Consider the following 24,777-nt stretch of genomic DNA (forward strand, 5'->3'; position numbering starts at 1 on the left):
GCCAGGTGGCCGCGCTCGCCGGCCGCTGCGCCGGCGGCGGCTGGCTGGACCGGGAGGGTCGGCTGCTCGCCCTGGACCGCACCGCGCGCGGCAGCGGGCGGCAGCCCACCAAGACGGTAGCGGTGGATCTCACCCTGGGCAGGACGAGCCCGCTACTGCAGATCACCGAACGAAGCGACGACGAGCTGCTGCTCGCCGACCCGGACAGCGGACTCCTGCTCGTCCGCTCCGACGCAGCCGGGGAAACGCGGCTGGGCTGGGGCGTGTTGGGCAGCCAGCGGCCGGTGCGCTTCCCGGAGGCGCTGCATCCGGAGGGGGTGCGACTCACCCCGTTCGCCGTGCAGTCCGGACAGTTGCTGGAGCCGGAGAACTGCGCGGTCGCGCTCCGAGCGGACGGGCCGAACGGCACGTGGATCGCGGTGTGGCGGCCGGTGGACCGCTCGCTGACGCACGTGACGGCGCCGGAGGGCTGGCTGCCGGACTGCGGGGTGTGGACGACGGACGGCGTGCTGCGACTGCCGTACGCCACCACGCGGAGGCCGTGCGGGGTCGCGGAGCTGCGCTGGTGTCCCGGGGAGGCCGGACAGGCGCCCCCGACGCCGGCGGAGTCCGGGTCGCCTGGTCCACGGGGTGCCGTGGACCAGGCGACCCGGCGATCGCAGGAACGATTCGGCCCGTTGCCCGACGAACAGCCCTCGGACACACCGCGGTTGCCACCGCTCCCGATCCGTCCCAGGCGGTGTCATCCGACCGACCAACCGACGGACTGGACGCCCGTCGCGGACGGTCCCGCGCCGGGCGCGACACACGCACCGCCGTACGGCCGCCCGCCCGATACGACGGCCGGGAGCGCGGAGCCGGACCGTGCGACCCGCGCGGACAAGCCCGCGGCCCCACCACACCCCGCACAGGCCATGACGGAGCACAGACAGGCGGACCCGCCGGACGCAGAGCCGGCGGAGGGCCCGGCGGCACGGCCCGTACCACTGCGAGAGGCGCCCCTCGCGCGGTAGTGAGAGCACGTCAGACGTGTTCCACCAGCATGTCCGCCAGCACGGGCGCGCCCGACCGCCCGACCTCGTCCCCGCCGACGGTCCCCGGCTCGACGGTCGCCTCGAGGCGCACCGCCTGGTCGGTCTCCCGCCACAACGCCATACGCAGCGTCTCACCGGGGAAGACGACACCCGAGAAACGCGTGGCACAGCTGCGTACCCGCGTCACGTCACCCGCCAGCACGGTGTCCACGACGGCCTTCAGCGCGATGCCGTACGAACACAGTCCGTGCAGGATCGGCCGGTCGAAGCCCGCGCGCCGCGCGAACCGGGGATCGGCGTGCAGCGGGTTCCGGTCTCCGGACAGCCGGTAGAGCAGCGCCTGTTCCGGCCGAGTGTGCCGCGACACCCGGTGGTCCGGCTCCCGCTGCGGCGGGGGCCGCCCGCCGGCGGAGGGTCCGCGCTCTCCGCCGAAGCCGCCCCCGCCGCGTACGAACAGCCTCGACTCGCAGCTCCACAGCGGCCCTTGGGCGTCCGCCGCCTCCGTACGCAGCACGAGCACCGCCGCCGACGTCTTGTCGTACACCGCCGTGACGGCCTGGGTCCGGGTGGCGCTCCCGATCGGCGGGATCGGCCGGTGGGAGGTGACGGACTGGCCGGCGTGCAGTACGTCCGCCCAGTCGACGTCGATACCCGGGAAGTCGAGTGCCGCCATCACTCCGGGCCCGCCACCGGCGACCGTCGCGAAGCTGGGCAGCACCCGCAGTTCGGACTCCAGCGCGTAGCGCAGCTCACCGAGGTCGGTCGGCGGGTCGCCGGCGCCCAGGCCGAGGTGGTAGAGCAGCACGTCCTGGTGCTGCCAGCTGATCTCGGTGGCGCGCGGTGCGCTGGCGAGTGCGCGCTCGGCGTCGACGGGCATGGCTGCGGACTCCTTCCGGCGGTGTGCTCCAGTGTCCGTGAGCTCGCTCGGTGTCCCACGGCCCGGGACCGGTTTCCCCGGGGCCGGGCCCCCGGAGCGGGCCGCACGGAAAAGCGGCCACCCCCGCACGACAGCGGTCAGCTGCGCAGGTGGGAGGCGCCGTTCAGGTCCAGCACCGTGCCCGAGCTCCACTCCGCCTCAGGAGCCGCCAGCCACAGCACCGCCCGCGCGATCTCCTCCGGTCGCGCGACCCGGCCGTACGGGCTCTGGGCCCGAAGTGCCGCTCCCTCCGCGCCGGTCAGCCGGTGGGCGACCCTTTCCGTCTCGATGAAGCCGGGCGCCACGGAGGCCACCGCGATACCGTACGGCGCCAGCGCCACGGCCAACGACTGGCCGAGCGCGTGCACCGCGGCCTTCGTCGCGCCGTAGGCCGGATGCTCCGGTTCGCCACGGAAGGCGCCGCGCGAGCCGATGTTGACGATCCGGCCGCCCGTGCCCTGCTCGATCATCCGCTGGGCCGCGCCGTGCGAGAGGTGAGCCGTGCCGAGGAGGTTCACGGCGGTGTGCTGCTGCCAGGCCGCCACCCAGTCCGCGTACCCGGTACGGGCGGGCGGATGCGGGGTGTTCACGGCGGCGTTGTTGACCAGCACGTCGATCCCGCCGAGCGCCTCCGTGGTGTCCGTCACCAGCCGGGCAGCCGCCGTGGGGTCGGCCAGGTCGGCTCCGAGGAGGACGTGCCCCCGCCCAGGCAGCCCGGCCAGCGTCGCCTCGGCGTCCGTACGCCGCGTGCCGTAGTGCACGGCGACCCGGTCGCCGTTGCGCGCGAAGACCTGGGCCAGCGCCCGGCCCAGGCCACGCGCGGCACCACTGACCAGGACCCGGCGGCCGGTACCGGGGAACAATCCGGACTCCGGGGACTCAGCCATGCTGCTCTCCCACCCGCTCCCGGGGCAGCGCGAAGAACATGAACAGCGCGCTGCCCAGCAGAATCCACCCGCCGGTACGGAACGCCAGCGCGTACCCCTCGGTCTGGCTCACCCGCCCGGCAGCCTCGCCGATCCGGCTGGCGGCCACCGTGGAGAGCACCGCCAGACCGAGTGCGCCGCCCATCGTGCGGGAGGTGTTGATGAGCCCGGAGACCAGCCCGGCGTCCCGGGCGGCGGCACGGGACGTCGCCACCGCGGCGAGCGGGGTGGCGGACAGTCCGGCGCCGAGCGCCATCAGTATCCCGGGACCGAGGACGCTGACCGGATAGCTGCCGTGCGCCTGCATCGCGCTCTGCCAGAGGTAGCCGGCGACGGCGATGAGGGTCCCGAGCATCGCCACTCTCCGGGCGCCGATCCGGGCCATGAGCAGGGGCGCGAGCTTCGATCCGAGGACGATGCTGAGGGACTGCGGGATGAAGGCGAGCCCGGTCTGGATGGGCGTGTAGCCCAGCACGTTCTGCATGTACAGCGACATGAAGTACCACATGCTGAACGTCGCCGCGCCATTGACGAACATCGCCACGTTCGCCGCGGAGACCGACCGCAACCGGAAGAGCGTCAAGGGCATCAACGGCGTGGCCGAGCGGGCCTCGACGGCGACAAAGCCCGCCAGCAGCACCAGCCCGGCGGCCAGTGGGAGCAGCGCCTCGGCCGCGGTCCATCCTCTCGACTCGGTCTGCACGACGCCGTACGCGAGTGCCACCAGGCCGGAGGTGACCAGCAACGCGCCCGGCGTGTCCAGGTTGCGGCTCGTACGCTCCCGGCTCTCGGTCAGCCACCAGGCGGCGCCAAGCAACACCACCGCGCCGATCGGCACGTTGATCAGCAGTACCCATCGCCAGGACAACACGTCCGTCAGCACGCCGCCGACGAGTCCACCGGCGGCACCGCCGGCAGCGCCCACCGCGGTCCAGGTGCCGATCGCGCGGGTGCGCGCGGGACCGTCCGGGAAGGTGGTGGTCAGGATGGTCAGGGTGGCCGGCGCGAGCACAGCCGCGCCCATGCCCTGTACGGCGCGCGCGGCGACCAGTTGCCAGCTCTCCTGCGCCAGCCCGCCGGCCAGGCTGGCGGCGACGAACAGGCCGAGCCCGGCCAGGAACATCCGCTTGCGGCCGAACAGATCGCCGGCCCGGCCGCCCAGCAGCATGAGTCCCGCGAAAGTCAGCGTGTACGCGTTCAGCACCCACTGCAGGCCGGAGGCACTCATCCCCAGCTCGGCGCGCATCGACGGCAACGCCACGTTGACCACCGAGACGTCCAGCACCACCAGGAACTGCCCGGCACAGGCGGCGAGCACCACGGCCCAGGTACGCGTACGGGTCGGGCGGGCGCTCGAGGCGGCATCGGTGGCGGAAGACGTCTGGACCATACCGGCTATGCTGCCAGCCCAGCCTCGGCGGACACACCAGCAAGCTCCCCGAGCTGGCGGCGGCCCCGCAGCCGGTAGCGGGGCGGCAGCGGGTAGCGGACGGCAGCGGCTCTCGACCGCCCTGCCGAGCGTGCGCGGGTGGACGTCCGTCAACTCCCGGTCGCCGATGAGCTGTCGCCCGCCGGCTCGTGTACGACGGTCAGCGGGTCGAAGGCGATCCGGGTCAGTGCCCCGTCCGCGGTCCACCGCACCCGGAGGGAGCCGGTGTCGGCGTACTCCACGGTCAGCGCTGAGGCCGGCTCGACGCCCGCCGGTTCGCCCTCCGGTTCGGGTACGACGGTCAGCGTGGCCACCGCCGCGTACAACCCCGTCCCCGTCGCGCCGGCCGTCAGTCGCGGGACGAGCGCCCAGCGGGTGTACGCGGTACCCCGCGGCGCCCGTACGGTCTCCCGGCCCGTCCAGCCATGCAGTCCGTACAGCCCGGAACGTACGGTCTCCTCCGGGCCGGTGGCCCAGCCGGTCTGGCTGACGGTCGCGCCCGGGGGCGCCCCGATCACCCGGTGCACCCGCAGTTCGTGGTGGCCCCGGACGAAGGTCACGCTCTCCACACGCAGTCCCGGCACCGTCGGCGGCCCGCCAGCGAAGACCGGCAGGTGTGCGGAGGCGGCCCAGCCCCAGTCCGTACCGGGCTCCCCGGAGCCGCCCTGTCCGGCACCCAGTGGGCGGATGCGCCGGCGGACGCTGCCCGCTCCGTCGAGGTGTACGGCGAGGTGGTTGTCCGCGATGTTGCCGGGCGCGCAGGGGCCCGTACGGGTGGAGTACGCCTGGCGGCCGTAGTGCGGGTCTTCGGCACCCGCCGACTCGCCCTCGTGTGGGGAGACGTGGTCGCTGCCGTGGTTGTGCAGCCGTACGATCCCGTCCGCGCCGGTCGACTGGAGCAGCAGTCCCGGCGCGGTCAGGGCGATCGCCCGGTCGGGACCCTCGCTGGGAGCGGCCCGCTCGGTCGCCGTCCACAGCGGGTGGTCGGCGGGCGCGAGCAGCGCCACGAACGCCTTGGACGCCCAGTACGGAGAGCCGGGCCCGGAGTAGCCCTGGAGGCTCGCCTCGTGCGGGCCGTGCCAGCCGAGACTCAGCAGCCCGTCGGGGGTGGTGGCGCCTCGGTCGAGGAAGTAGCGCAGGGTGCCGCTGAGCAGCCGCCGGGAGGTGCCCGGAGCGAGCGGGGTGTGGCCGGTCACCGCGCCCAGCGCCACCGCCGTGCCGGCGGCGAAGCGGTACGTCAGGGAGCGGCCGAAGTGCAGTGGCGCGCCGTCGGAGCCGAAGAACAGGCCGAAGCTGTCGAGGTGTTCGCGCAGCCGGGGGCCGTGGTCGCTGACGGCCGGGCCCTCGGTGAGGTGTTCGTCCAGCACGGGATAGAGGTGCAGGGCCCAGCCGTTGTAGTGGTCGAAGGCGCGGCCGTCGCCGTCGGAGTACCAGCCCTGGCCGTGGTGCCAGCCCTCCAGCAGCTCGAGCGCCCGTTCCCGGGCGCGCGCGGTCTCGGCGTCGCCGCGGCCGACCGACTCGAGGAAGCCGGCGACGGAGTAGGGGAAGAGGTACCAGTTGTTGGGTGCCGGGGTGTGCCGCAGGGCGCCGCGCAGCCACCCCTCCACGCGGTCCCGTACGTCCGGCTCCAGCCGGTCCCACAGCCAGGGGCGGGTCAGACGCAGGCCGAGCGCCACGGAGGCCGACTCGACCATGGGCTGTCCCCGCACGTGCTGGTCCAGGATGCGCGGCCAGGACTCGGCGTCATCCCGGTCGGGAGTACGGGTGCCCGCCGCCAGCCCGGACGCGTACCGTTCGATCCAGCCGTGCGGGTCGGCGCCGCCCGCGCCGGCCACCCGGAACGCGGCGGCGAGGAAGGTACGGGCGTAGCCTTCCAACCCGTCCGACCGCACGCCGGACACGGACGGCCGGCCCGGCAGGTCGAGCAGGGCGCCACCGGGGGTGGCCCAGCGCCAGGCCGTACGGAGCAGGCCGTCGGCGACGGCCTCCCAGTGAGCCCGGGTGTATCCGGTGTACGGGCTCGACCGGCGGTCCTCGACGGGTAGTTCCAGCCATGCTGAGGTGTCTGACGTGGCTGGAGTGCCTGACGTGGCTGGGGGGCCAGCTGAGGTGCCGGCTGGAGTGCCTGTCCCGCCCGTGACGCCCCTCACGCCTGCGCCGCCAGCTGGTCACGGCGTACGGGATGGGCGAAGCTCTCGCCGGCCACCCAGCGTCCGACCTCCGCCACGGCGGACTCGGCGAGCCGCTGCCACTCGTTGCCCTGCGAGCCCGCGAGGTGCGGGGTGATCAGCGCGTCCTCGCAGTCCCACAGCGGATGGTCCGTCGGCAGCGGGTCGGGGTCGGTGACGTCCAACACCGCCCGGATACGCCGCTGCCGTACGGCGTCGGTGAGCGCGTCCTGGTCGACCACGGCGCCGCGCGCGGTGTTGATCAGCGTGGCGCCCCGGGGCATCGCGTCGAGCAGTTCGCGGTCGACGAGTCCGCGGGTCTCGGGCAGCAGCGGGGTGTGCACGCTCACCGTGTCGCTCTGAGCGAAGAGTTCGCGGGAACTGACCGCCCGTGCGCCCAGTTCGGACGCCTCCGCCGCCGACACGTACGGATCGTGCAGCAGCAACCGCAGGTCGTACGGGCGCAGCAGCTCGATCACCCGGCGGCCGATGAGCGAGGCGGAGAGGATGCCGATGGTGCGCTGGTAGTTGCCGACGCTGTCCGGGACGTCGAAGGGGCTCGCGGGCACCCGCTCCGTACGCAGTCGACGCGCCCGTTCCAGCACGTGTTTGCCGGAGAGGAGGATCATCGCGACGGTGTACTCCGCGACCGGCAGGGCGTTCGCGCGGGCCGCGGAGGAGACCTGGATGCCGCGCTCCCAGCACGCCTCGGTGACATGGCCGCGCACTGAGCCCGCGGTGTGCACGAGTGCCCGTAGGCGGGGCGCCGTGGCCAGCACCTCGGCGGTGATCGGCGGGCAACCCCAGCCGGTGACGAGCAGTTCGGCCTCGACGAGCGCGGCCCGGGCCCGTTCGCTGCCGAACTCGTCGAGCACCGGCGGCTCGGTGAGCGCGCAGTGTTCGGCGAGGGCCGCGCGCGCCGTCGGGGTGAGGACGCTGCGCGCAGCCTCGGAGGACATCGCCAGTGCGGCGCGGGGTCGGAAGCGTGCGGCGGATTCGGTGGGCATGGGGCTCCTGGGGTCGGCCGGGGACGGGGACGGCTGTCGGTGCGGTGCTCGGGCGGGTGCCGCTCCACCCTTCTCACCGCACCCATTTCACCGCACCGGGCCAGCCCGCACCGTGGGAGTTCAGTCCCCGCCGGCCTCCGTCTCCATCCGGGGTGGGGCGCAGCCGATGCTCTCAGCCTGGGCATCCGCGTACCGCGCCAACATGCCACGCATGTCGGTGGGAAGATCTGAGTACGAGTCGTCCCTCCGCTGGGCGAAGAACCCCACTTGACCGGACTGGCAGTCGGAGACGAAGGCCGCTTCGCTGTCGCTACCGGAACCTCTGCCGTTGGCGCCCTCGAACTCCCCGCCGGGCTGTCTCACCGACGCGTTGAGCAGCGGCACCAGCAACGGGTCGGTGATGGTGACCAGCTTCGTGCCGACCCGACTACCACCCAGTTCGCATATCCGCGCGGGGCCGGCATCCGGGCTCATCCAACCCTCATCCGCGGAGTCCCGCATCGTGGCGGGCAGAGTGAAGTCATCCAGACCACAGAGTTTCACCGAGGGCAGTCCGCCACGACTCGGGCGAACATCCGGAGAACGCCTCCTCCGGGCGGCTCCGACAAATGGGGTGCCGGAAGATCCTCTGCGGCGCCCTGGCCCTGGCCGTCGGAGTCGGCACCACGCTCGCGTACCACACGAACAGCTGGCCCTTCCAGGACGACTACTGCTGGGGAGCCTTGTCCAAGGGCGCTGGGCCCCTTCTTCTGAGCGACGACGCCTTGGAAGGGGGCCACGAACGAACCGGGACCCGCCACTGTGGCACCGTCGCCCGAGCGTCCGCGTGGGAAGTGCAGCATACGGCTGACCGAGGAGGAAGCGGGCGTATCCATAGTGGACGTAGCTGAGATTCGGTACGGGCCGGTGCCGAAAAGTGCGCGGGAGCGCGGCAGTTGGTTGGTCGACCACGTCTCCGCCTCGACCGTGCCCCTGGCCGATGGTCTTCCCGGGGGTAGTGGGCAACGGAGGCGGCATGGTCGTGTTGCCCAGGTCCTGCGATGTGGACGGCCGTCCCCCTCCGTCGTGACCGTAAACGGGAAAAGCACCGGAGAGTACGGTCCGTTTCTCTTCCGCACTGAACGGGACGCTCTCGACGTGCTGTTGGCGGTCGCCAACAAGGGGATGGCCACGGCGGACTGTGCGCCCGAGCAGCCGTACGAGGCGTCCTCGCCGATCACCGGGTCCGATCAGGACCCCGTCTGGAAGTACCGTCTTCGCCTCGACATCCGATAGGTCGAACCGCATGCCCGGAATCCTGCACGCGCGGAACGAACTGGGGGCGCCGGGGGTCACTCGTTGTGGCGTGCTGCTCACAGCGCAGTTCGTGACCATGGGAAGGCATGTGTGGCGACATGGCATCCTGCCGGAGGACCTCTCGTACACCCCGCGCGCCTCGTACGCCCCGATACCGATGTGAGCCCGCCGTGACCCAGCAGCCCGACCCGACCCGGACCCGAGCCGCCTCGAACACCGCGGCGAGCGAGCGAGGTCGGCCGGAACGGCCGCCCGAGCCGGTGACGCTGGCCGCCTTCGAAGCTGCCAGGGGCTTCATGCCGGCGGACGAGGGGCTGGCGCTGCACGAGGCCGCCGCCGAAGCCGCGCGGCTGGGCCTGCCGTTGCTGGAGATCGGCACCTACTGCGGGCGTTCCACCCTGCTGTTGGCGGACGCCGCCCGGGCGGCCGGTGTGAACGTTCTCACCCTCGACCATCATCGAGGCAGCGAGGAGCAGCAGCCGGGATGGGAGTACCACGATCCGGAGCTCGTCGATCCGGTGACCGGTCGGATGGACACGCTGCCCGCCTTCCGTCGCACGCTGTACGCGGCCGGGCTGGAGGACCAGGTGGTGGCGCTCGTCGGGCGCTCTCCCCAGGTCGCGGCCCTGTGGCGGGGGGAGGTGGGGCTGGTGTTCGTGGACGGCGGCCATACCGACGAGCACGCGCGGGCGGACTACGAAGGCTGGGCCCCGCACCTGGCGCATGGGGGCCTGCTGGTCATCCACGACGTGTTCCCGGACCCGGCGGACGGCGGCCAGGCGCCGTACCGGGTGTACCAACGGGCGTTGGCTTCGGGCGGCTTCGCGGAGATCTCGGTCACCGGATCGCTTCGCGTTCTTCGCCGCATCGGCCCCGGCCGGTGAGCCACCCGGATACGATCGCGAACCGTGTCGAATGGAATGCCGTCCCGCCGCGGCGGAACCCTGGTGATCGTGCTGGCGACGTTGGTGCCCCTGTGCTTCGCCGGATGGTTGGTGTGGCGGTCAGCGCAGGGTTCCGATGAGGGGGCCTCCGCGACCCCGAGTGTGTCCGGATCATCCGAGTCCGACCGTGGGAGCCCCACGACCCCGGAAAGATCCGGGAAGCCGACGCCCTCTCCAGAGAGCGGCGACAAAGGCGAAAAGGATGAATCCGACGAAGAGGGCGCGAAGCAGCGAAACCGATCCCTCCGCGGAATGACGGTCGTTATCGATCCCGGACACAACCCAAAGAACAAAAACCATCCGGACAAGATCAACCAGACGGTGGATATCGGCACCAACGAGAAGGCGTGCGACACCACCGGCACGGCCACCAACTCCGGCTATCCAGAGGCGGAGTTCACCCTGGATATCGCCCAACGAGCCAGTAAGCAGCTGCGTGCTCGCGGGGCGACGGTCAAGCTGACCCAGGACGGCGACCGCGCGTGGGGCCCGTGCATCGACGAACGGGCACTGATTGGCAACAAGGCCGAGGCGGACGCCGTGGTTTCGATCCACGCCGACGGGTCAACGCAGGGTAATCAGGGATTCCATGTGATTCTTCCCGCGTCCGTCCACGAGGGGAAGGCGGACACCAGCGCCATAACGGGCCCTTCCCGGCGGCTCGGTGAGGCACTGGCGGACGGCTATCACGCGGCCACGGACGTGCCCACCGCCAACTACCTGGGCGACTCAGACGGCTTGGTGACCCGGGACGACCTGGGCGGACTCAACCTCAGTAAGGTCCCCAAGGTGTTCCTCGAATGCGGCAACATGCGCAACCCGCGGGAAGCCGCCCGGTTCACCGATCCGCAATGGCGCGCACGCGCCGCCGACGGAATCGTACGGGGGATCACCGACTTCCTCGCCGGGGAGAGGTGAGGACCCTGTGTAAACGGACAAGACGGCCGCTCACTTCGGGCCATACTGTGATCCGTACGATGGGGCTCTCACCCCCGGCAGACAGCACAGACAGATACGAAACCGACTAAGGACCCCACGTTGAACATCCGCTCGCTCACTCGAGGCGACGTCGCTCTGATCGGAGTGGCGGTTCTCCTCCTGATCGCATCTTTCCTGCCGTTCTTCGCTCCTGAAGAGGACTGCCCGGACCAGGTCGACTGCAAGGTCGTCAACGGTTGGTCACTGGGTACGCTGCCGCTGCTGCCGACGGTCTACCTCCTCGCTGTCGTCGCTGCCGTGCTGATCCTGGTCTCGCGCTCGATGCCGGCTGGCCGGCAGATCGCCGGTCTGTCGCTGGACCAGTGGGGCACCGCGTTCGGCGTCGTCGTCGGCTGGTCGGCGCTGTGGTCCGTCTTCTCCACGGCGAACAGCGAGATCATCGACGGTCAGGACGCGAACGAGGGCCTTGAACTCGCCTTCGGTGCGTTCCTGACCGTGCCGCTCGGCCTCGCCTTCGCCGCGGTGGCCGTGCTGAACAACTCGCTTCCGGCGCTCAAGGCGCCGCTCTCCGGTGGCGGCGGTGCCGGTGCCGGCATGCCCGGTCCGTACGGCGGCCAGCCGCAGCCGGGCGGCTACGGCTACCCGGGCGGTCAGCCGGGACAGCCCCAGCCCGGCCAGCCGCAGCCGTACGGCGCTCAGCAGCAGCCCGGTCAGCCCTTCGGCGGTCAGCCGGGACAGCCGCAGCCGGGCGGTCAGCCGGGACAGCCTCAGCCGGGCGGCCAGCCGCAGCCGGGCGGTGGCGCCGACTTCCAGCCGTTCTGGTTCGCCGTCCCGGTCGCGCGTCCGCTCTTCGGCGAGGACGGCTCGCCGAACCCGGTGGCCGAACTGGCGCCCGGCACCTGGTACCTCGCCGTGGAGCAGCGCGGTCAGGCGCTCGTCGCGCAGACCCAGGACGGTCGTCGTGGCGTGCTCCAGGACAGCTCCGGCATCCAGCGTGGCTGACGCGTAGGTCGGCCCCACACGCGAAGGACCGCGGTCCCCGTCCGAACTCGGGCGGGGACCGCGGTCCTTCGCGTACGGCCCAGCGCGCGTCAGAGCGTCCGGCGCATGGCGCTGGTCGAGCCCAGCTCACACGTGACCCGCACGTCAGACCCCACCGGGGGGCGCGGCACGAGCGTCCCAGACACCGGTTGCGGCCGTCTCGTGTGCGTACTCCGCGAAGTCGCGAGGCGGCCGGCCGAGGATGCGCTCGACGGTGTCGGTCACGTGTGACCTGCGCCCGTCGAAAACCTCGACCATCAGACCGGCCAGTTGCCCCGCGTACTCAGCCGACACGCCTCTTCCGATCAGGGATGACACGAACTGCTCGGGCGTGACCGGCAGATAACGAACCTCCCCACGGGTCGTCCTCGCGATCTCGCCGACGGCATCGGCGAAGGTGAACAGCCGTGGTCCGGTCACGTCGTGAATCCGACCGGCATGGCCGTTCTCGGTCAACGCCGCAAGGGCGACGTCCGCGATGTCCCGCGCGTCGGTGAACGGTTCCGTGACCTCGCCGGCCGGAAGGGCGACCACCCCGGCCCGGACCAGCTCCACGAGGAACGCCTCGCTGAAGTTCTGTGTGATGAATCCCGCCCGTACGACGGTCCACTCCGCGCCCGAGTCCCGCACCGCCTGTTCGCACCGCTCGGCCTCCTCGGCACCCCGGTCAGCGAGCAGCACGAGGCGGCGGACGCCGCAGGACACGGCCAGATTCGCGAAGGAACCCACGACCCTGGCCGCTCCGGGGAACGCCGCGTCCGGGTAGAAGGCCACGTACGCCGCGTCCGTGCCTCGCAACGCGGGTTCCCACGTGGTGTCGTCCTGCCAGTCGAAGGGCGGATCGGCGCGTCGTGAACCGATCCGTACCGGACGGTCACACGCTGCCAGCCCGGACGCGACACGGCGTCCGGTCTTCCCTGTCCCCGCGAGGACCAATGTCGTTCGCGCAGTCGATGTCATGATCCACAGCTCACCGGAAGGTCTGGCTGCGGGCCATACTCGAGGCTCGCGGGTCCATAAGAGCGCGTCTTAGACTGTCCCGGTGGACCCCCTGTCCCTCCTGCTTGACGGAGTCCGGGCCAGAGGCGCGTTCGTGCTGCGGACCGTCCAGAACTCACCCTGGTCGGTGCGGGTACGGGACAGGGCACCGCTCAGCGTGGTGGCGATCCTGCACGGGAGGCCCTGGGTGGTTCCCCAGGCCGGCGAGGCGGTCCGACTGGGTCCGGGCGATATCGCGATGCTGCGTGGCCCCGACGCGTTCACCTTCGCCGACGATCCCCGTACTCCGACCCAGGTGGTCGTGCGGCCCGGCCCCCGACGGACGACCCCGGCGGGCGCGAAGCCACCCGAGGTCCCGGACACGGGGGCGCGCACCTGGGCCAACGGCTCGCGGCCCCGTGATGACGGCGCGGAGGACACGTCAGTACTGCTGATCGGCAAGTACCGGCGCCCAGGGGAAATCGCCACACGACTGCTCAACGCGCTGCCCCCACTTCTGGTCGTCCCGAGCGCCGCACACGGCGAATCCGCGCTGGTGTCACTGTTCGCCGAGGAGACCGTGCGAAACGAGCCGGGTCAGGATCTCCTGCTCGAGCGACTCCTGGATCTCCTGCTGGTCGCCACCCTCCGCGCATGGTTCATCAGGGCCGACGCCGACGCGCCGCCCTGGTACCGGGCCGACGAGGATTCGGTCGTCGGCCCGGTACTGCGTCTCGTACACACCCACCCGGACCGTGCCTGGACAGTGACCACGCTGGCCGAGCGGACGGGGGTCTCCCGAGCGACGTTGGCCCGCCGCTTCACCGAACTCGTCGGCGTGCCGCCCATGGCGTACCTCACCGAGTTCCGGATCGACCTGGCCGCCGACCTCCTCACGAACTCGGACAGCACGCTTGACGCCATAGCCCGCCGGGTTGGTTACGGCAGCGCGTTCGCGTTCAGCACCGCCTTCAAACGAGCCCGCGGGGTCAGTCCACAGCGCCACCGCAACCGGGCGTGACGCTTCGGCCGCTGTCCACCACGCTGCCAGGCACGTTCAGTTCCGAGCGAGCGTACGGGTCACGCCGGCGAGCACGGCGGTCGTCAGCAGCCAGCCCAGCCCGATCAGCGCGTACGCCAGCCACTGCGCGCCGCCGCTCGCCCAGTGCCACGCCTCCCGCTGCCCCAGGCCGCCGATGGGGACCAGCAGGTCGAGGGTGTACACGAAGGCGTTGAACCTCGGCTCCTCCCCCGGTTTCACCGCGGTCGGCTCCCGGGTGCCGAAGACCAGCGTGCCCAGCAGGGTCAGCGCCAGCAGCCACAAGCCCGCCAGCCACGGCCGGTACCCGTAACCGACGGTCACGTCCAGCAGGCGTCCCCAGACCCGCCCGGCCGGGCGAAGGATGCGCCTGCGGTGCCGCTGCTTGGCCAGCAGCACCTGCCGTGCGTCGTCGTCGTGACCGATCCGACGGTAGGCGCCGGCCAGTTGCTCGTACGGCTGCGGGGCGTACCCGGGGCTGCGGCGCAGCCAGTCGAGCCGCCGGCGCACCTCGTCGCGTGGACGTGCCCCGCCCGCGCGCGAGTCGTCGTCCACGGGTACCGCGTCGTAGCCGAAGCCCTCCAGCCGCAGCTCTCGGGGCCAGCTGCCGTGCCAGTCCCGCACCCATGTCGCGTACGCGTTCCGCAGGTCCACCGTGCCCTCGGGCGGCACGGCGAACCGTAGGTCGAGGTCGGCCGCCTGGACGCCCACGGCCAACAGGACGGTGCCTCCGCCGCGTAGCGTGGCGCCCTCGAAGCTCATCAGGTCGGCGACCTGCGCGCCACGGAGCCGGATCTTGCCCTCGCTCTCGAATCCCCGGGAGCAGCGGAGGGTTGAGGCGTTGATGGCGTCCGCGAGCAACGCGTTGCCGCCGGGGTTCTCCAGGCGCGCCCCACGCAGAAGCAGCCCGCCGGGGAACTGCCCGCCCGCGAAGGACACTTCACCGTTGGCGTAGAAGCCCTGTTCGCAGATGACGGCGCCGGTCATCTGGATGCCGCCGGCGGAGAGCGCCAGGCCACCGGGTGCGAGCAGTTGGGCTCCGTCCAGCCGCAGGCCCCCGGCTATCTGGGTGTGCACGAGCACCAGGGCGTTGCCGTGGTCCTCCACCAGGAGGGAACTTCGCAGGTTCAGTCTCCCGCCGATGTGCGCGGCGGAGGCCCAGATGCCGGGGATACGGCAGCGCTGGGCGGCGAAGGCCAGGGTGGACGCTCCCTCGAGGCTGATCCGCTCGTCGAACCAGCAGCTCTCCAGCTCCACGAGGCACCGCACTTCGGCCCCGTCCAGGGTGAGCCGGCCGGTGATTCGGGCGCCGGCGAGGGACAGCGCCGCGGTGGCCCCGGGCCGTTCGTCCTGGCCGCCGAGCAGCAGGGCGGTGAGTACGGCGGCGCGTACGGTGCGTTCCGGACCCCAGTCGGGGCCGTTCACCGGGACATCGTCCGGTTCGGGATCGTCCGGGGAGCCCGTACGCAGGTCGACTGCCGCTCCAACGGGAAAGGCATCCCACAACTGGCGCTCAGGCGGGGTCAGTTCCTCACGCGTCAGCATGGGTGCAGGGTATGTGCCGGCGATCCGCGACCCGGACGTGCTGGCGCTGTGCAAGCTCTACGGCGCGGAAGAGCACATCCTGGACATGCTGCTGCGGTTGGCACGAGCCGATCGGGAACGTCGCAAGGCGCAAGGCTGGTGGAACGACTATCCGGAGCTGCGCAGCCAGGTCGAGTACGTGGCTCTGGAGGAGGTGGCGACACCGGTCAGAACCCATCAACTCACCGTCCTGCCAGGACTCTTCCAGACACCCGACCACGCACGGGCACTCGCGGTCGGTTGCGGTACCTGGGAGGACCCGGACGAGATCGAGCGGTTCGTGGAGGCACGGGTGGCCCGCCAGGACAGACTCACGTCTTCCGATCCGATCCACGTGTGGGCGGTGATCGGCGAGGCGACACTCCACCAGGAGGTGGGCGACCGGGACGTCTTGCGGGATCAGCTGACCCACCTGCTGGCTCTGACCCACCGCCCAACGTCAAGCTTCAGGTGCTGCCCTTCCGAGCCGGTGCGCACGCCGGCATGGCAGGCGCGTTCAACATCGTCTCGTTCGCGGAGCCAGGAGCGATGGACGTCGTATACCTCGATACGACGTCCGCTACCGTGTGGCTTGGAAAGCGAGAAGGACTCCACACGGCACAGCGTGATCTTCGACCGTGTTGTGCGGCGAGCACTCGCTCAAGCCGACTCACGTGCGCTGATCAGCCGTGCTATCGAGGGGATCTGAGACCTTGTCCACGTTCGAGTTCCACAAGTCCAGCTACAGCACCGGTGACGGGGAGTGCGTCGAGGTGCGGTCAACGTGCCCGGCACGGTCGCCGTACGGGACTCCAAGGCACCGACCGGCCGCCACATACGCTGTGCCCCCGCCCCGTGGGCGGCGTTCGCCGAGGCCCTGGTACGCGGGCGGCTGACCGGCTCGTAAGACCAGCCGTACGGACGGACGGCCGAACACGTCTCAGCAGCAGCGCGGCTCGAGCCCCCGGGGCAGCGACTCGCCGCCGAACACCGTCCCGGTCGGCTCGTCGCCCCCCAGCGCGGCAACCGCCAACAGCAGCGATCCGGCGGTCCACGCGGTGCGTTCCCGGGGCCAGATGGCCTGGTCCTCGAAGACGTATCCGGTCCAGTACATCCCGTCCTCCGCGCGCAGGTGCTGTATCCAGCGCAGGATGTCCAGCGCGCGGTCGGACTGGCCGGACGCCCACAGCGCGAGGGCGAGTTCGGCGCTCTCGCCGCCAGTCACCCACGGGTTGGGATGGACGCACCGCACCCCGAGCCCCGGCACCACGAAGCGGTCCCAGCCGCCCCTGATCCGGGCCGCGGCCGCCGCGCCGCGCACGGCGCCGCCGAGCACCGGGTAGTACCAGTCCATCGAGTAGCGGCTCTTGTCCAGGAAGCGCTCCGGGTGCTGGCGGATGGCGTGTCCGAGCCAGCCGAGGGCGAGTTCCCAGCCCGGCTGGGACTCCTCGCGGTGTTCCGCCAGCGCCAGGGCGCAGCGGAGCGACTGGTAGTTCGAGGCGGACCCGGTGAGCAGCGCCTCCGGACAGGCCCTGCCGTCCGGTTCGCGTTTCCAGCCGATCTGGCCGCCGGGCTGCTGGAGTTCCAGCACGAAGCCGGTGGCCGCGGCGACGACCGGCCACATCCGTTCGGCGAAGGTGTCGTCCCCGGTGGTGAGGTAGTGGTGCCAGACGCCGACCGCGACGTATCCGCAGAAGTTGCTCTCCCGGCCCAGGTCGGCGGGTGCCGCCGCGTCCCCGTCGGCGTACGCCGCGTACCACGAACCGTCCGGCAACTGGTGCTCGGCCAGCCAGTCGTAGGCGGCCTCGGCACGCTCGTGCAAGCCGGCGGTGTCCAGCGCCATCGCCGCCTCGACGTGGTCCCACGGGTCCAGGTGGTGCCCTCGGAACCACGGGATGGCGCCATCCGTACGCTGGACACGGGCGATGCCGCGTACGGTCTCGGCGGCCTGTCCGGCAGTCAACACCCCCGGGAGGACGAGCCGTTCGGTGCGCTCCGGGCTGGTCACACCCGCTCCCCGGCGGACTCGCCGGCGGCCGGCTCGGCGGCTGACCCGTCTGTCGCGGGCAGGTGCGGCTTGGTGGCGTACGCGACGAAGCTCTTGCCGATCAGCGGGTCCAGCGCACGCTCGGCGAGCCGGGTGGCCAGCGGCTTGCGCATGATGTCCCAGACGAGCAGTTGGTGGTAGGCCCGCACCGGGAGCGCCTTCTCGTTGTCCACCCCGAAGGCGCACTTCAGCCACCAGTAGGGCGCGTGCAGCGCGTGCGCGTGGTGACTGCCGTACGGGCGGAGGCCGGCCTCCCGTACCCGTGCCAGCAGTTGGTCCGAACGGTAGATCCGGATGTGGCCGCCCTCCACCTCGTGGTAGGCGTCGCTGAGTGCCCAGCAGACCCGCTCCGGACCGTAGCGGGGCACGGTCACCGCGAACCGACCACCCGGCCGCAGCACCCGCGCCAGTTCGGCGAGCACGCTCTTGTCCTCGTGGATGTGCTCCAGCACCTCGGAGACGATGACGGCGTCGAAGCTGTCCGTGGGGAACGGCAGCGCGTGCGCGTCGCCCTCCAGCGCGGTCGCGCTCGCCCCCGGGGGCGCCTCGCCGGCCTCCCGCATCGCCTCGAACCACTCGGCGACCTCACGTATCTCCGAGGCGTTCCGGTCCAGGGCCACCACGCGGGCGCCCCGGCGGTAGCACTCGAAGGCGTGGCGTCCGGCACCGCATCCGAGGTCGAGCACCCGGTCCCCGGGGGCCAGTGGGAAGCGGGAGAAGTCAACGGTCAGCACGTGTCAGCCTTATCTGTCGGAAGGGCGGAGGGCTTCGCGGCACGCCGGGCCGGCGGGCTTTCGGCCGTTCGGTACGGCTCTCGCGGGGCGCGTGGCGGCCGCTCGTACGGCGCGGGTCGCCGGGGTGGCGGTGCCGACTCAGCCGCTCGCCCCGGTGGGCTCGTCGCGGCTCGGGGTGGTCATGGACGCGCCGGTACGGCCCGCCGTGGCGGTGGCGACCGGCGGATGAGCGGCGGCTGGTGCGGCGACCAGCGGCGCCTCGGTCGGTGGAGCCTCGGCCCGCTCCGGCTCCGCCGGCGCTTGCCCCTCCGTGCGGGGACCCGTACCCCGGTCCGTACGGTCCCCGCCCGCCGGGCCGCGGCGCCGCGACGGACCGGTGACGGGTGGCCGGTCGCCGGGCTCTGCGCTGGTCGCGAGCGCCGCACGGTACCGCTCGACCGTCCCACGTGCCGCCGCCGCCCAGGTGAAGCGGGCGAGCACCCGCTCGCGTCCGGCGGCGCCCAGCCGAGTCCGCAGTTCCGCGTCTCCCAGCAGCCTGCCCAGGGCGGTCGCGAGCGGGCCGGACTCGCCGGGTGGTACGGCCAGGCAGGTCTCGCCGTCGGCGCCGGCCACCTCGGGAATCGCCCCGCCGGTGGTGGCGACCAGCGGGGTGCCGGTCGCCATCGCCTCCGCGGCCGGCAGCGAGAAACCCTCGTACAACGAGGGCACGCAGGCGATCTGGGCGCCGCACAGCAGCGCGGCCAGTTCGGTGTCGGTGAGGCCGCGTACGAACTCGACCGCGTGCGCCAGCCCGTGTCGTTCGAGGGCCTCGGCGACCGGACCCTCCTCTGGGCGCTTGCCGACCACCACCAGATGGGCCCGCGGGTGCTCGGTCCGCAGCCGGGCGAGCGCCTCCACCAGGTGGACCAGTCCCTTGAGCGGGACGTCCGCGCTGGCGGTAGTCACGATCCGGCCCGGCACCTCCGGGACGCCCGGATCAGGCGCGAACACCCGGGTGTCGGCCCCGATGGGCACCACCTGCACCCGCTCGCGCGGTACGCCGAGGTGTTCGCTGATCTCGCGGCGCGAGGATCCGGAGACCGTCAGCACCGACGGCAGCCGGCGGGCCACCCGCCGCTGCATACGCGTGAAGGAGTACCAACGGCGTACGGACAGTCGGGCCCCGCGGCTCCCGGCCGTGTCCAGTTCGAGTCGCCGGTCCACGGTGATCGGGTGGTGCACGGTGGTCACCAGCGGAGTGCCGGTGACCCGTGGCAGGCCCAGGAGCCCGTAGCCCAGCGTCTGGTTGTCGTGCACGATGTCGAAGTCGCCCCGCCGGGCGCGCAGATGACGGCGGGCACGCAGCGAGAAGGTCAACGGCTCGGGGAATCCGCCGGTCCACATCGTGCCGACCTCGAGCAGGTCGATCCAGTCGCGGTACTCGCCGCGCCCCGGCGTGCGGAACGGGTCCGGCTGCCGGTACAGATCCAGGCTGGGCAGCCGCGTGAGGCTCAGCCCCGGCACCTCGGTGTCCAACTCCGGGTAGGGCTGGGCCCCGATCACCTCCACGGAGTGCCCGAGTCGGGCCAGCTCCCGGGAAAGGTGCCGCACGTACACGCCCTGACCGCCGCAGAACGGGTTTCCCTTGTACGTCAGCAGCGCGATGCGCAGCGGATGATCCCCGCGCTCCACGCCGGCCTCGCCGCGGGCGGCGGACTTCGGTGAAGTGCCGGACGCCGTGTCCCGTACGGCCTCTGCGGTCACGCGCCGCCTCCTTCTTCCCGCACCTCGCGCGGAGCGTGGCCGTGGTGCGCTCGTGACGGGATGGACTTCGGGATCGATCTGAATCGTGCCTGATGTACGCACAAGAATCTACCGGCCAGTCACTTCCGGCGAGCTGGCGGTACGGGTGATTCCCGCCACCCGGGTCACGGCGGGGACACGTCCGCCCGCGACGGCATGACCTGCGGGCTCGAGGACCGTGGAACCGGGTGACGATGACCCGGGAGAGGCCAACGGCCAGCGACGGCAGGGGGCTTTCGGGCGCGAGAAGCGACAGGGCGGGGCGATTGGTGTCTTTTCGGTGTGGATCGCGACAAATACGATGATTCGCCCTCCTCCCGGTGCACCTTACGAGTTCGTGGTCCGTCCGCGAGGGAGCGCACCGGACGGCCGGGCGGCATCGGCTCGCCCGCGCTCCTCTACAGTGGACGGAAAGTGAACGCCTTCGATCGGGGGAAGCCGGTGCGAGCCCGGCGCTGACCCGCAACCGTGATCGGGCCGTTGCACCGGCGCGCGAGACCGCGCGTCGACGGCGACAGCCCGGAGCCGGAGTACCTGGTCGCAGGCAAGGCTCGCAAGGCCGGGACGTCCCGCTCCGTGGGTCGGCCCGGTCCTGGCACCGTCGAGGTATACGGAGCCGAGCCCGGTGTCACCACGGCGGGTGCGCTGGTGGGACGGCCGTGGACGGCTGCGTTCCGCTCAGTGAAAGGCACCTGTCATGTCTCTGCGTCGCAACGCCGCCGTCCTTGCCGCCGGCACTCTGCTCTGTACGGTCGTCACGCCACTGGCGTACGCCTCCACCAGCGCCTCAACCACCGTCGCCTCCTCGGACACCGGGCTGTACGGCGAGCACGATCCCCAGTACGACGGGGTGTGGAGGCAGTCACTCGCCCTGCTCGCACAGGACGCCGCGGGTGTCAGACCCGCCGACGAGGCCACCGAGTGGCTGGTCGGACAGCAGTGCGCGGACGGTTCGTTCGCCGCGTACCGGGACACCACGAAGCAGGACGGGTGCGGCGAGAAGACCGTCCGGGACAGCAACGCCACCGGCGCCGCCGTACAGGCCCTCGCCGCACTGGGCGGGCACAGCGACGCGGTGACGAAGGCGGTCGACTGGCTGAGGTCCGTGCAGAACGATGACGGCGGCTGGGGCTACAACCCCGGCAGCCCCTCCGACGCCAACTCCACCTCCGTGGCCGTCGGAGCACTCGCGGCCACCGACGAGAACCCGGCGAAGGTCCACTCCGACAAGGGCGACCACTCGCCGTACGACGCGCTGCGCGGGCTCCAACTGGACTGTTCCGCGAAGCCGGAGGAGCGCGGTGCGTTCGCCTACCAACCGGACAAGCGGGGCGAGCTGGTCGCGAACGCCGACGCCACCGCCGCCGCGACGTTGGCGGGACATGGCGAGGGTCTGGTCGTGGAACCGGTAGAGAAGGACGACACGGCGGCTCCGGAGCCTCTGTCCTGCGGCGATGGCAAGGACGGCGGCACCGGGCAGAACCGTGAGCCCCAGGACTCGGCGGAGGCCGGAGCGGCTCAACTGGCCCGGACGCTGGAGAAGAACGACCAGCACCTCCCCTCGGTCGCCCCGGACGCGAAGAAGGGCGAGGCGGACTACGCCAACACCGCGGACGCCGTGCTCGCGCTGGCCGCCGGCGAACACGGCGATCAGGCCCGTACGACCCTCGCGTGGCTAGAGAAGCACGCCAGGGACTGGGACAAGTTCAAGGCCGACCCGGCGGCGCTCGGCGGTCTGGTGCTGGCGAGCCGCGCGGCCGGCGGCGATCCGCGTGACTTCGGCGGCACCAACCTGGTGAAACGGCTGAACGCGACCGGTCCGAAGCCTGCCGAAATCACGGACACGAAGACCGAGTCGACGGAGGAGGACGACGACAGCAGCACGGTGGTCACCGCCTCGCTGGTGGTCGCCGGGCTCGCCGCCGGAGCCGGCGTCGGCTTCCTGCTCAGTGGCCGCCGGAAGGGCCAGAACCCGTGAGCGCCCGCAGGTCGCCCAGGCGCGACACCCAGGCCCGGTCGGCCGCGGGAAGCGGCACTCGGGCCTCGAGCAGCCGGATACGCGCCGCCGGCGGTCGCCGCGCGGCAACCGTAGTGGCACTCGTCGGCGCCCTGCTCGGCGGGCTGTTGACGCTCGGCGCGGCACCCGCGCAGGCCGGTGAGTACCGCTACTGGGCGTTCTGGGAGCGCGACGGCGACTCCTGGTCGTACGCCCGACAGGGCCCCGCGATGGTCCAGCCGGAGGACGGCAGCGTGCTCGGCTTCCGTTTCACCGTCGGCGCCGACGCCGGCGAGGCGGGCAAGCCGCGCGGCGACGCCGACTTCGCCGAGATCTGCGCCGACGAGCCCGAGGAGTCCGGCTCCGCGCGCGTCGCGCTGGTCATCGACTTCGGTACGGCCAAGGACGCGGCCTCGGACGGGAAACCGCCCGAACCACGCCGCGTGTGCGCCCGCGTCGATGACGGCGGCACCGCGTCCGACGCACTGGCCGCCAGTACGGACTCGCTGCGCTACAGTTCCGCCGGCCTGCTGTGCTCGATCGAGCGCTACCCGAGGTCAGGCTGCGGCGAGCAGGTGTCCGGAGAGGGAACGGACGGCGCCACGGGCGACGGCGATTCCGAGACGGCCGGGTCCGCTGAGGGGTTCGGGTCGGCGGACGGTGACCGTGGCGGCTCGGACACCGCCAGCTCCGAGCAGGACGACGGGCTGCCCGCCGGAGTGGGCTTGGGACTCGGTGTCGGCGCGGTGCTCGTCCTCGGGGCGGCGGCGTACTGGCAGGCCCGCCGACGCCGCGCATGACGGGCCGCTCGACGCTCCGCCCGCCCGAGGCGGCGCGGAGCAACGCCCTGCACGCCGGGGCCTGGTGGCTATGGGCACTCGGGTTGGCCACCGCCGCGTCCCGCACCACCAACCCGCTGGTGCTCGCGCTGTTGATCGCGGTGGCGGGCTATGTGGTCGCCACCCGGCGTACGGACGCGCCGTGGGCCCGATCGTATGCCGCGTTCCTGAAGCTCGGGCTGCTGGTGCTGGCGATCCGGCTGGTGTTCGCCTTCTTCCTGGGCTCGCCCATCCCCGGCACGCACGTCCTGGTCACACTGCCCCAGGTACCGCTGCCGGACTGGGCACAGGGCGTACGGATCGGGGGACGGGTGACGGCCGAGGGCATGCTGTTCGCGTTCTACGACGGCCTGCGACTGGCCACCCTGCTGATCTGCGTGGGCGCGGCGAACGCGCTGGCCAGCCCGGCGCGGCTACTCAAGTCGCTCCCCGGGGCGCTGTACGAGGCGGGGGTCGCGGTCGTCGTCGCCATGACCTTCGCGCCCAACCTGGTCGCCGACGTGCGACGGCTGCGTACCGCCCGCCGGCTGCGAGGGCGGGCGGACAGCGGGATTCGTTCCCTGTTCCAGGTGGGACTTCCGGTGCTGGAGGGCGCGTTGGAGCGTTCGGTGGCGCTGGCCGCCGCGATGGATGCCCGGGGTTACGGACGTACGGCACGGGTGTCCGCCCGGGTGCGTCGTACCACCGCGGTGCTCACCCTCGGCGGGCTGCTGGGCGTGTGCGCCGGCACGTACGCGCTGCTGGCCGCACGGGGGGCGGCGTACGGCATGCCGGTGCTGCTCGGTGGACTGTCCGCGGCGCTGGGCGGGTTGTGGCTGGGCGGCCGGCGCGGCGTACGCAGTCGGTACCGGCCGGACGTGTGGGGGCCGCGCACCTGGCTGGTCGCCGGCTCCGGGGCCGCGGTGGCGGCGGTGCTGATCTCGGCCGGTGACCTGCCGGCGCTGCACCCGCCGGCCGTACCGCTGGCCGCGCCGGAGTTGCCGCTGGGACCGACCGCGGCCGTGCTGTTGGGGCTGCTGCCGGCGTTCGTCGCCCCGGTGCCGCCGGACGCACAGCGGCCGGGAGCCGTACCGGCGCGGGAGGAGACGTCGACGGGGCGCCCGCCGGAGGCGGCCGACTCCGGGACCGCCCGCTACGGAACGGCGGCCGTGTCCACGTCGCTATCGAAGGAGCCGAAGTGATCCGGTTCGAACAGGTCTCGGTGACCTACGACGGCAGGGCCACGCCCGCGCTGCACGGCGTGGACCTCAGCGTCCCGGAGGGCGAACTCTGCCTGCTGGTGGGCCCGTCCGGAGTGGGCAAGTCCACGCTGCTGGGCGCCGTGTCCGGGCTGGTACCGCACTTCACCGGCGGCACCCTGCACGGCAGGGTGACCGTCGCCGGCCGGGACACCAGAGAGCACAAACCGCGCGAACTGGCCGATGTGGTGGGCAGCGTCGGTCAGGACCCACTGGCGCACTTCGTCACCGACACCGTGGAGGACGAACTGGCCTACGGCATGGAGTCCATCGGCCTGCCGCCGGACGTCATGCGCCGCCGCGTCGAGGAGACCCTCGACCTGCTGGGCCTGGCCACCCTGCGCGACCGGCCGATCAGCACCCTCTCCGGCGGTCAGCAACAACGCGTCGCGATCGGCTCCGTGCTCACCCCGCACCCACGGGTGCTGGTGCTCGACGAGCCGACCTCCGCACTCGACCCGGGCGCCGCCGAGGAGGTGCTGGCCGTGCTGCAACGCCTCGTCCACGACCTGGGCACCACCGTCCTGATGGCCGAGCACCGGCTCGAGCGGGTGGTGCAGTACGCCGACCAGGTGTTGCTGCTGCCGGCGCCCGGTGTCCCGCCCCGACTGGGGCCGCCGCAGGAGGTGATGGCCCAGTCCCCGGTACGCCCGCCGGTGGTCGCGCTGGGCGCGCTGGCCGGCTGGTCGCCGCTGCCGCTGTCCGTACGGGACGCGCGCCGGCGGGCGGCCGGACTGCGCGAGCGGCTGGCGTCCCGTGACGGGCCCCCGACCGTGGCCGGCGGCTCCGCGGGCGCGCGCTGGGCCGGGCGGGCGGATGGTCTCACGGTGCGCCGGGGGCGTACCGACGTGCTGCGGCGGG

At 72.3% G+C, this 24,777-nt stretch carries 23 protein-coding genes, 1 pseudogene and 1 riboswitch; of the genes and pseudogenes, 13 read left to right on the top strand and 11 right to left on the bottom strand.

Translation table 11 applies throughout. The features are described 5' to 3' along the window. Positions 1-1,013 (top strand): annotated as a pseudogene (locus tag AN216_RS29290) (hypothetical protein); the annotation flags it as partial. Between the two features lie 10 nt (positions 1,014-1,023). Here AN216_RS29290 and AN216_RS15840 read toward each other — a convergent pair. The 6 genes from AN216_RS15840 to AN216_RS15865 all read right to left on the bottom strand — a co-directional run bounded on the left by AN216_RS15840 (position 1,024) and on the right by AN216_RS15865 (position 7,954). Beyond that, the gene (locus AN216_RS15840) at positions 1,024-1,911 is read right to left on the bottom strand and encodes a MaoC/PaaZ C-terminal domain-containing protein (RefSeq protein WP_070197346.1); all 888 of its coding nucleotides are present in this window, start codon (positions 1,909-1,911) and stop codon (positions 1,024-1,026) included. 137 nt (positions 1,912-2,048) lie between these two features. After that, positions 2,049-2,837, bottom strand: a complete 789-nt coding sequence (locus AN216_RS15845) for an SDR family NAD(P)-dependent oxidoreductase (RefSeq protein ID WP_070197347.1) — start codon at positions 2,835-2,837, stop codon at positions 2,049-2,051. Next, positions 2,830-4,266 (bottom strand): MFS transporter, encoded by a 1,437-nt coding sequence (locus AN216_RS15850; protein ID WP_070197348.1) that lies wholly within the window; start codon positions 4,264-4,266, stop codon positions 2,830-2,832. The genes AN216_RS15845 and AN216_RS15850 overlap by 8 nt, the downstream gene beginning before the upstream one ends. Positions 4,267-4,415: 149 nt before the next feature. Continuing rightward, a complete protein-coding gene (locus AN216_RS15855; protein WP_070197359.1) occupies positions 4,416-6,356 on the bottom strand; it encodes a DUF2264 domain-containing protein in 1,941 nt (646 codons plus the stop codon). A 95-nt stretch (positions 6,357-6,451) separates the two neighbouring features. Next, positions 6,452-7,480, bottom strand: coding sequence for a hydroxyacid dehydrogenase (locus tag AN216_RS15860; RefSeq protein WP_070197349.1), 1,029 nt, complete (start codon positions 7,478-7,480; stop codon positions 6,452-6,454). A 120-nt stretch (positions 7,481-7,600) separates the two neighbouring features. Beyond that, on the bottom strand, positions 7,601-7,954 hold the full coding sequence (locus AN216_RS15865; RefSeq protein WP_139140935.1) for a hypothetical protein: 354 nt from the start codon (positions 7,952-7,954) through the stop codon (positions 7,601-7,603). A gap of 663 nt (positions 7,955-8,617) precedes the next feature. On the opposite strand from AN216_RS15865, the gene AN216_RS15870 reads away from it, so the two are divergent. From AN216_RS15870 to AN216_RS15885, 5 genes are all read left to right on the top strand, one after another. After that, the gene (locus tag AN216_RS15870) at positions 8,618-8,755 is read left to right on the top strand and encodes a hypothetical protein (protein ID WP_212732710.1); all 138 of its coding nucleotides are present in this window, start codon (positions 8,618-8,620) and stop codon (positions 8,753-8,755) included. Between the two features lie 10 nt (positions 8,756-8,765). After that, positions 8,766-8,939 carry a hypothetical protein gene (locus AN216_RS29295; protein WP_170843138.1) on the top strand — a complete coding sequence of 58 codons (174 nt, stop codon included), beginning with the start codon at positions 8,766-8,768 and terminating at the stop codon, positions 8,937-8,939. Positions 8,940-9,072: 133 nt separating this feature from the next. Further along, a complete protein-coding gene (locus tag AN216_RS15875; protein WP_079166644.1) occupies positions 9,073-9,660 on the top strand; it encodes a class I SAM-dependent methyltransferase in 588 nt (195 codons plus the stop codon). Positions 9,661-9,972: 312 nt separating this feature from the next. Further along, complete coding sequence (locus tag AN216_RS15880; RefSeq protein ID WP_338059253.1) at positions 9,973-10,638, top strand: N-acetylmuramoyl-L-alanine amidase; 666 nt, start codon at positions 9,973-9,975, stop codon at positions 10,636-10,638. A gap of 120 nt (positions 10,639-10,758) precedes the next feature. Beyond that, positions 10,759-11,661 carry a hypothetical protein gene (locus AN216_RS15885; protein WP_070197353.1) on the top strand — a complete coding sequence of 301 codons (903 nt, stop codon included), beginning with the start codon at positions 10,759-10,761 and terminating at the stop codon, positions 11,659-11,661. 144 nt (positions 11,662-11,805) lie between these two features. Here the strand turns inward: AN216_RS15885 and AN216_RS15890 are convergent, their stop codons facing one another. Next, positions 11,806-12,498 carry a Rossmann-fold NAD(P)-binding domain-containing protein gene (locus tag AN216_RS15890; protein ID WP_338059254.1) on the bottom strand — a complete coding sequence of 231 codons (693 nt, stop codon included), beginning with the start codon at positions 12,496-12,498 and terminating at the stop codon, positions 11,806-11,808. A 244-nt stretch (positions 12,499-12,742) separates the two neighbouring features. On the opposite strand from AN216_RS15890, the gene AN216_RS15895 reads away from it, so the two are divergent. Continuing rightward, the gene (locus AN216_RS15895; RefSeq protein ID WP_212732711.1) at positions 12,743-13,699 is read left to right on the top strand and encodes an AraC family transcriptional regulator; all 957 of its coding nucleotides are present in this window, start codon (positions 12,743-12,745) and stop codon (positions 13,697-13,699) included. A 36-nt stretch (positions 13,700-13,735) separates the two neighbouring features. Here AN216_RS15895 and AN216_RS15900 read toward each other — a convergent pair whose 3' ends face one another. After that, positions 13,736-15,262: an oxidoreductase gene (locus AN216_RS15900; protein ID WP_070197355.1), complete on the bottom strand. Its 1,527-nt coding sequence runs from the start codon at positions 15,260-15,262 to the stop codon at positions 13,736-13,738. Between AN216_RS15900 and AN216_RS27210 the strand changes: the two genes are divergently transcribed. After that, complete coding sequence (locus AN216_RS27210) at positions 15,261-15,989, top strand: DUF5753 domain-containing protein (RefSeq protein WP_244502485.1); 729 nt, start codon at positions 15,261-15,263, stop codon at positions 15,987-15,989. The two genes, AN216_RS15900 and AN216_RS27210, sit on opposite strands and share 2 nt — an antisense overlap. A 75-nt stretch (positions 15,990-16,064) precedes the next feature. Beyond that, positions 16,065-16,187, top strand: coding sequence for a DUF397 domain-containing protein (locus AN216_RS31090; protein WP_420855748.1), 123 nt, complete (start codon positions 16,065-16,067; stop codon positions 16,185-16,187). 33 nt (positions 16,188-16,220) lie between these two features. Here the strand turns inward: AN216_RS31090 and AN216_RS15910 are convergent, their stop codons facing one another. From AN216_RS15910 to AN216_RS15920, 3 genes are all read right to left on the bottom strand, one after another. Continuing rightward, positions 16,221-17,288, bottom strand: a complete 1,068-nt coding sequence (locus tag AN216_RS15910; RefSeq protein WP_070197356.1) for a prenyltransferase/squalene oxidase repeat-containing protein — start codon at positions 17,286-17,288, stop codon at positions 16,221-16,223. Next, positions 17,285-18,061, bottom strand: coding sequence for a class I SAM-dependent methyltransferase (locus AN216_RS15915; RefSeq protein ID WP_070197357.1), 777 nt, complete (start codon positions 18,059-18,061; stop codon positions 17,285-17,287). The genes AN216_RS15910 and AN216_RS15915 overlap by 4 nt, the downstream gene beginning before the upstream one ends. 138 nt (positions 18,062-18,199) lie before the next feature. Continuing rightward, the gene (locus AN216_RS15920) at positions 18,200-19,804 is read right to left on the bottom strand and encodes a glycosyltransferase family 4 protein (RefSeq protein WP_079166642.1); all 1,605 of its coding nucleotides are present in this window, start codon (positions 19,802-19,804) and stop codon (positions 18,200-18,202) included. A 471-nt stretch (positions 19,805-20,275) separates the two neighbouring features. After that, positions 20,276-20,343, top strand: a riboswitch (cobalamin riboswitch). A 197-nt stretch (positions 20,344-20,540) separates the two neighbouring features. Between AN216_RS15920 and AN216_RS15925 the strand changes: the two genes are divergently transcribed. The 4 genes from AN216_RS15925 to AN216_RS15940 form a co-directional block, all read left to right on the top strand. Next, positions 20,541-21,821, top strand: coding sequence for a prenyltransferase/squalene oxidase repeat-containing protein (locus tag AN216_RS15925; protein ID WP_070197358.1), 1,281 nt, complete (start codon positions 20,541-20,543; stop codon positions 21,819-21,821). A 113-nt stretch (positions 21,822-21,934) separates the two neighbouring features. Then, positions 21,935-22,639, top strand: a complete 705-nt coding sequence (locus tag AN216_RS15930) for an SCO2322 family protein (RefSeq protein WP_170843139.1) — start codon at positions 21,935-21,937, stop codon at positions 22,637-22,639. Further along, on the top strand, positions 22,636-23,859 hold the full coding sequence (locus AN216_RS15935) for an energy-coupling factor transporter transmembrane component T (RefSeq protein ID WP_079166643.1): 1,224 nt from the start codon (positions 22,636-22,638) through the stop codon (positions 23,857-23,859). The genes AN216_RS15930 and AN216_RS15935 overlap by 4 nt, the downstream gene beginning before the upstream one ends. Then, positions 23,856-24,777, top strand: a 922-nt coding sequence (locus AN216_RS15940; RefSeq protein ID WP_139140936.1) for an ABC transporter ATP-binding protein, incomplete at its 3' end; no start/stop codon positions are given. The genes AN216_RS15935 and AN216_RS15940, both read left to right, overlap by 4 nt.

Origin of the sequence: Streptomyces oceani, assembly GCF_001751245.1 — a bacterium.
GTDB classification, from domain to species: Bacteria; Actinomycetota; Actinomycetes; order Streptomycetales; family Streptomycetaceae; genus Streptomyces; species Streptomyces oceani.

What these genes read in the sequence shown, in the direction of transcription:
- AN216_RS15840 (WP_070197346.1), bottom strand. Translation starts at nt 1,911, where the DNA reads ATGCCCGTCGACGCCGAGCGCGCACTCGCCAGCGCACCGCGCGCCACC.
- AN216_RS15845 (WP_070197347.1), bottom strand. Translation starts at nt 2,837, where the DNA reads ATGGCTGAGTCCCCGGAGTCCGGATTGTTCCCCGGTACCGGCCGCCGG.
- AN216_RS15865 (WP_139140935.1), bottom strand. Translation starts at nt 7,954, where the DNA reads ATGAGCCCGGATGCCGGCCCCGCGCGGATATGCGAACTGGGTGGTAGT.
- AN216_RS15935 (WP_079166643.1), top strand. Translation starts at nt 22,636, where the DNA reads ATGACGGGCCGCTCGACGCTCCGCCCGCCCGAGGCGGCGCGGAGCAAC.
- AN216_RS15860 (WP_070197349.1), bottom strand. Translation starts at nt 7,480, where the DNA reads ATGCCCACCGAATCCGCCGCACGCTTCCGACCCCGCGCCGCACTGGCG.
- AN216_RS15925 (WP_070197358.1), top strand. Translation starts at nt 20,541, where the DNA reads ATGTCTCTGCGTCGCAACGCCGCCGTCCTTGCCGCCGGCACTCTGCTC.
- AN216_RS27210 (WP_244502485.1), top strand. Translation starts at nt 15,261, where the DNA reads ATGGGTGCAGGGTATGTGCCGGCGATCCGCGACCCGGACGTGCTGGCG.
- AN216_RS15900 (WP_070197355.1), bottom strand. Translation starts at nt 15,262, where the DNA reads ATGCTGACGCGTGAGGAACTGACCCCGCCTGAGCGCCAGTTGTGGGAT.
- AN216_RS15875 (WP_079166644.1), top strand. Translation starts at nt 9,073, where the DNA reads ATGCCGGCGGACGAGGGGCTGGCGCTGCACGAGGCCGCCGCCGAAGCC.
- AN216_RS29295 (WP_170843138.1), top strand. Translation starts at nt 8,766, where the DNA reads ATGCCCGGAATCCTGCACGCGCGGAACGAACTGGGGGCGCCGGGGGTC.
- AN216_RS15880 (WP_338059253.1), top strand. Translation starts at nt 9,973, where the DNA reads ATGACGGTCGTTATCGATCCCGGACACAACCCAAAGAACAAAAACCAT.
- AN216_RS15850 (WP_070197348.1), bottom strand. Translation starts at nt 4,266, where the DNA reads ATGGTCCAGACGTCTTCCGCCACCGATGCCGCCTCGAGCGCCCGCCCG.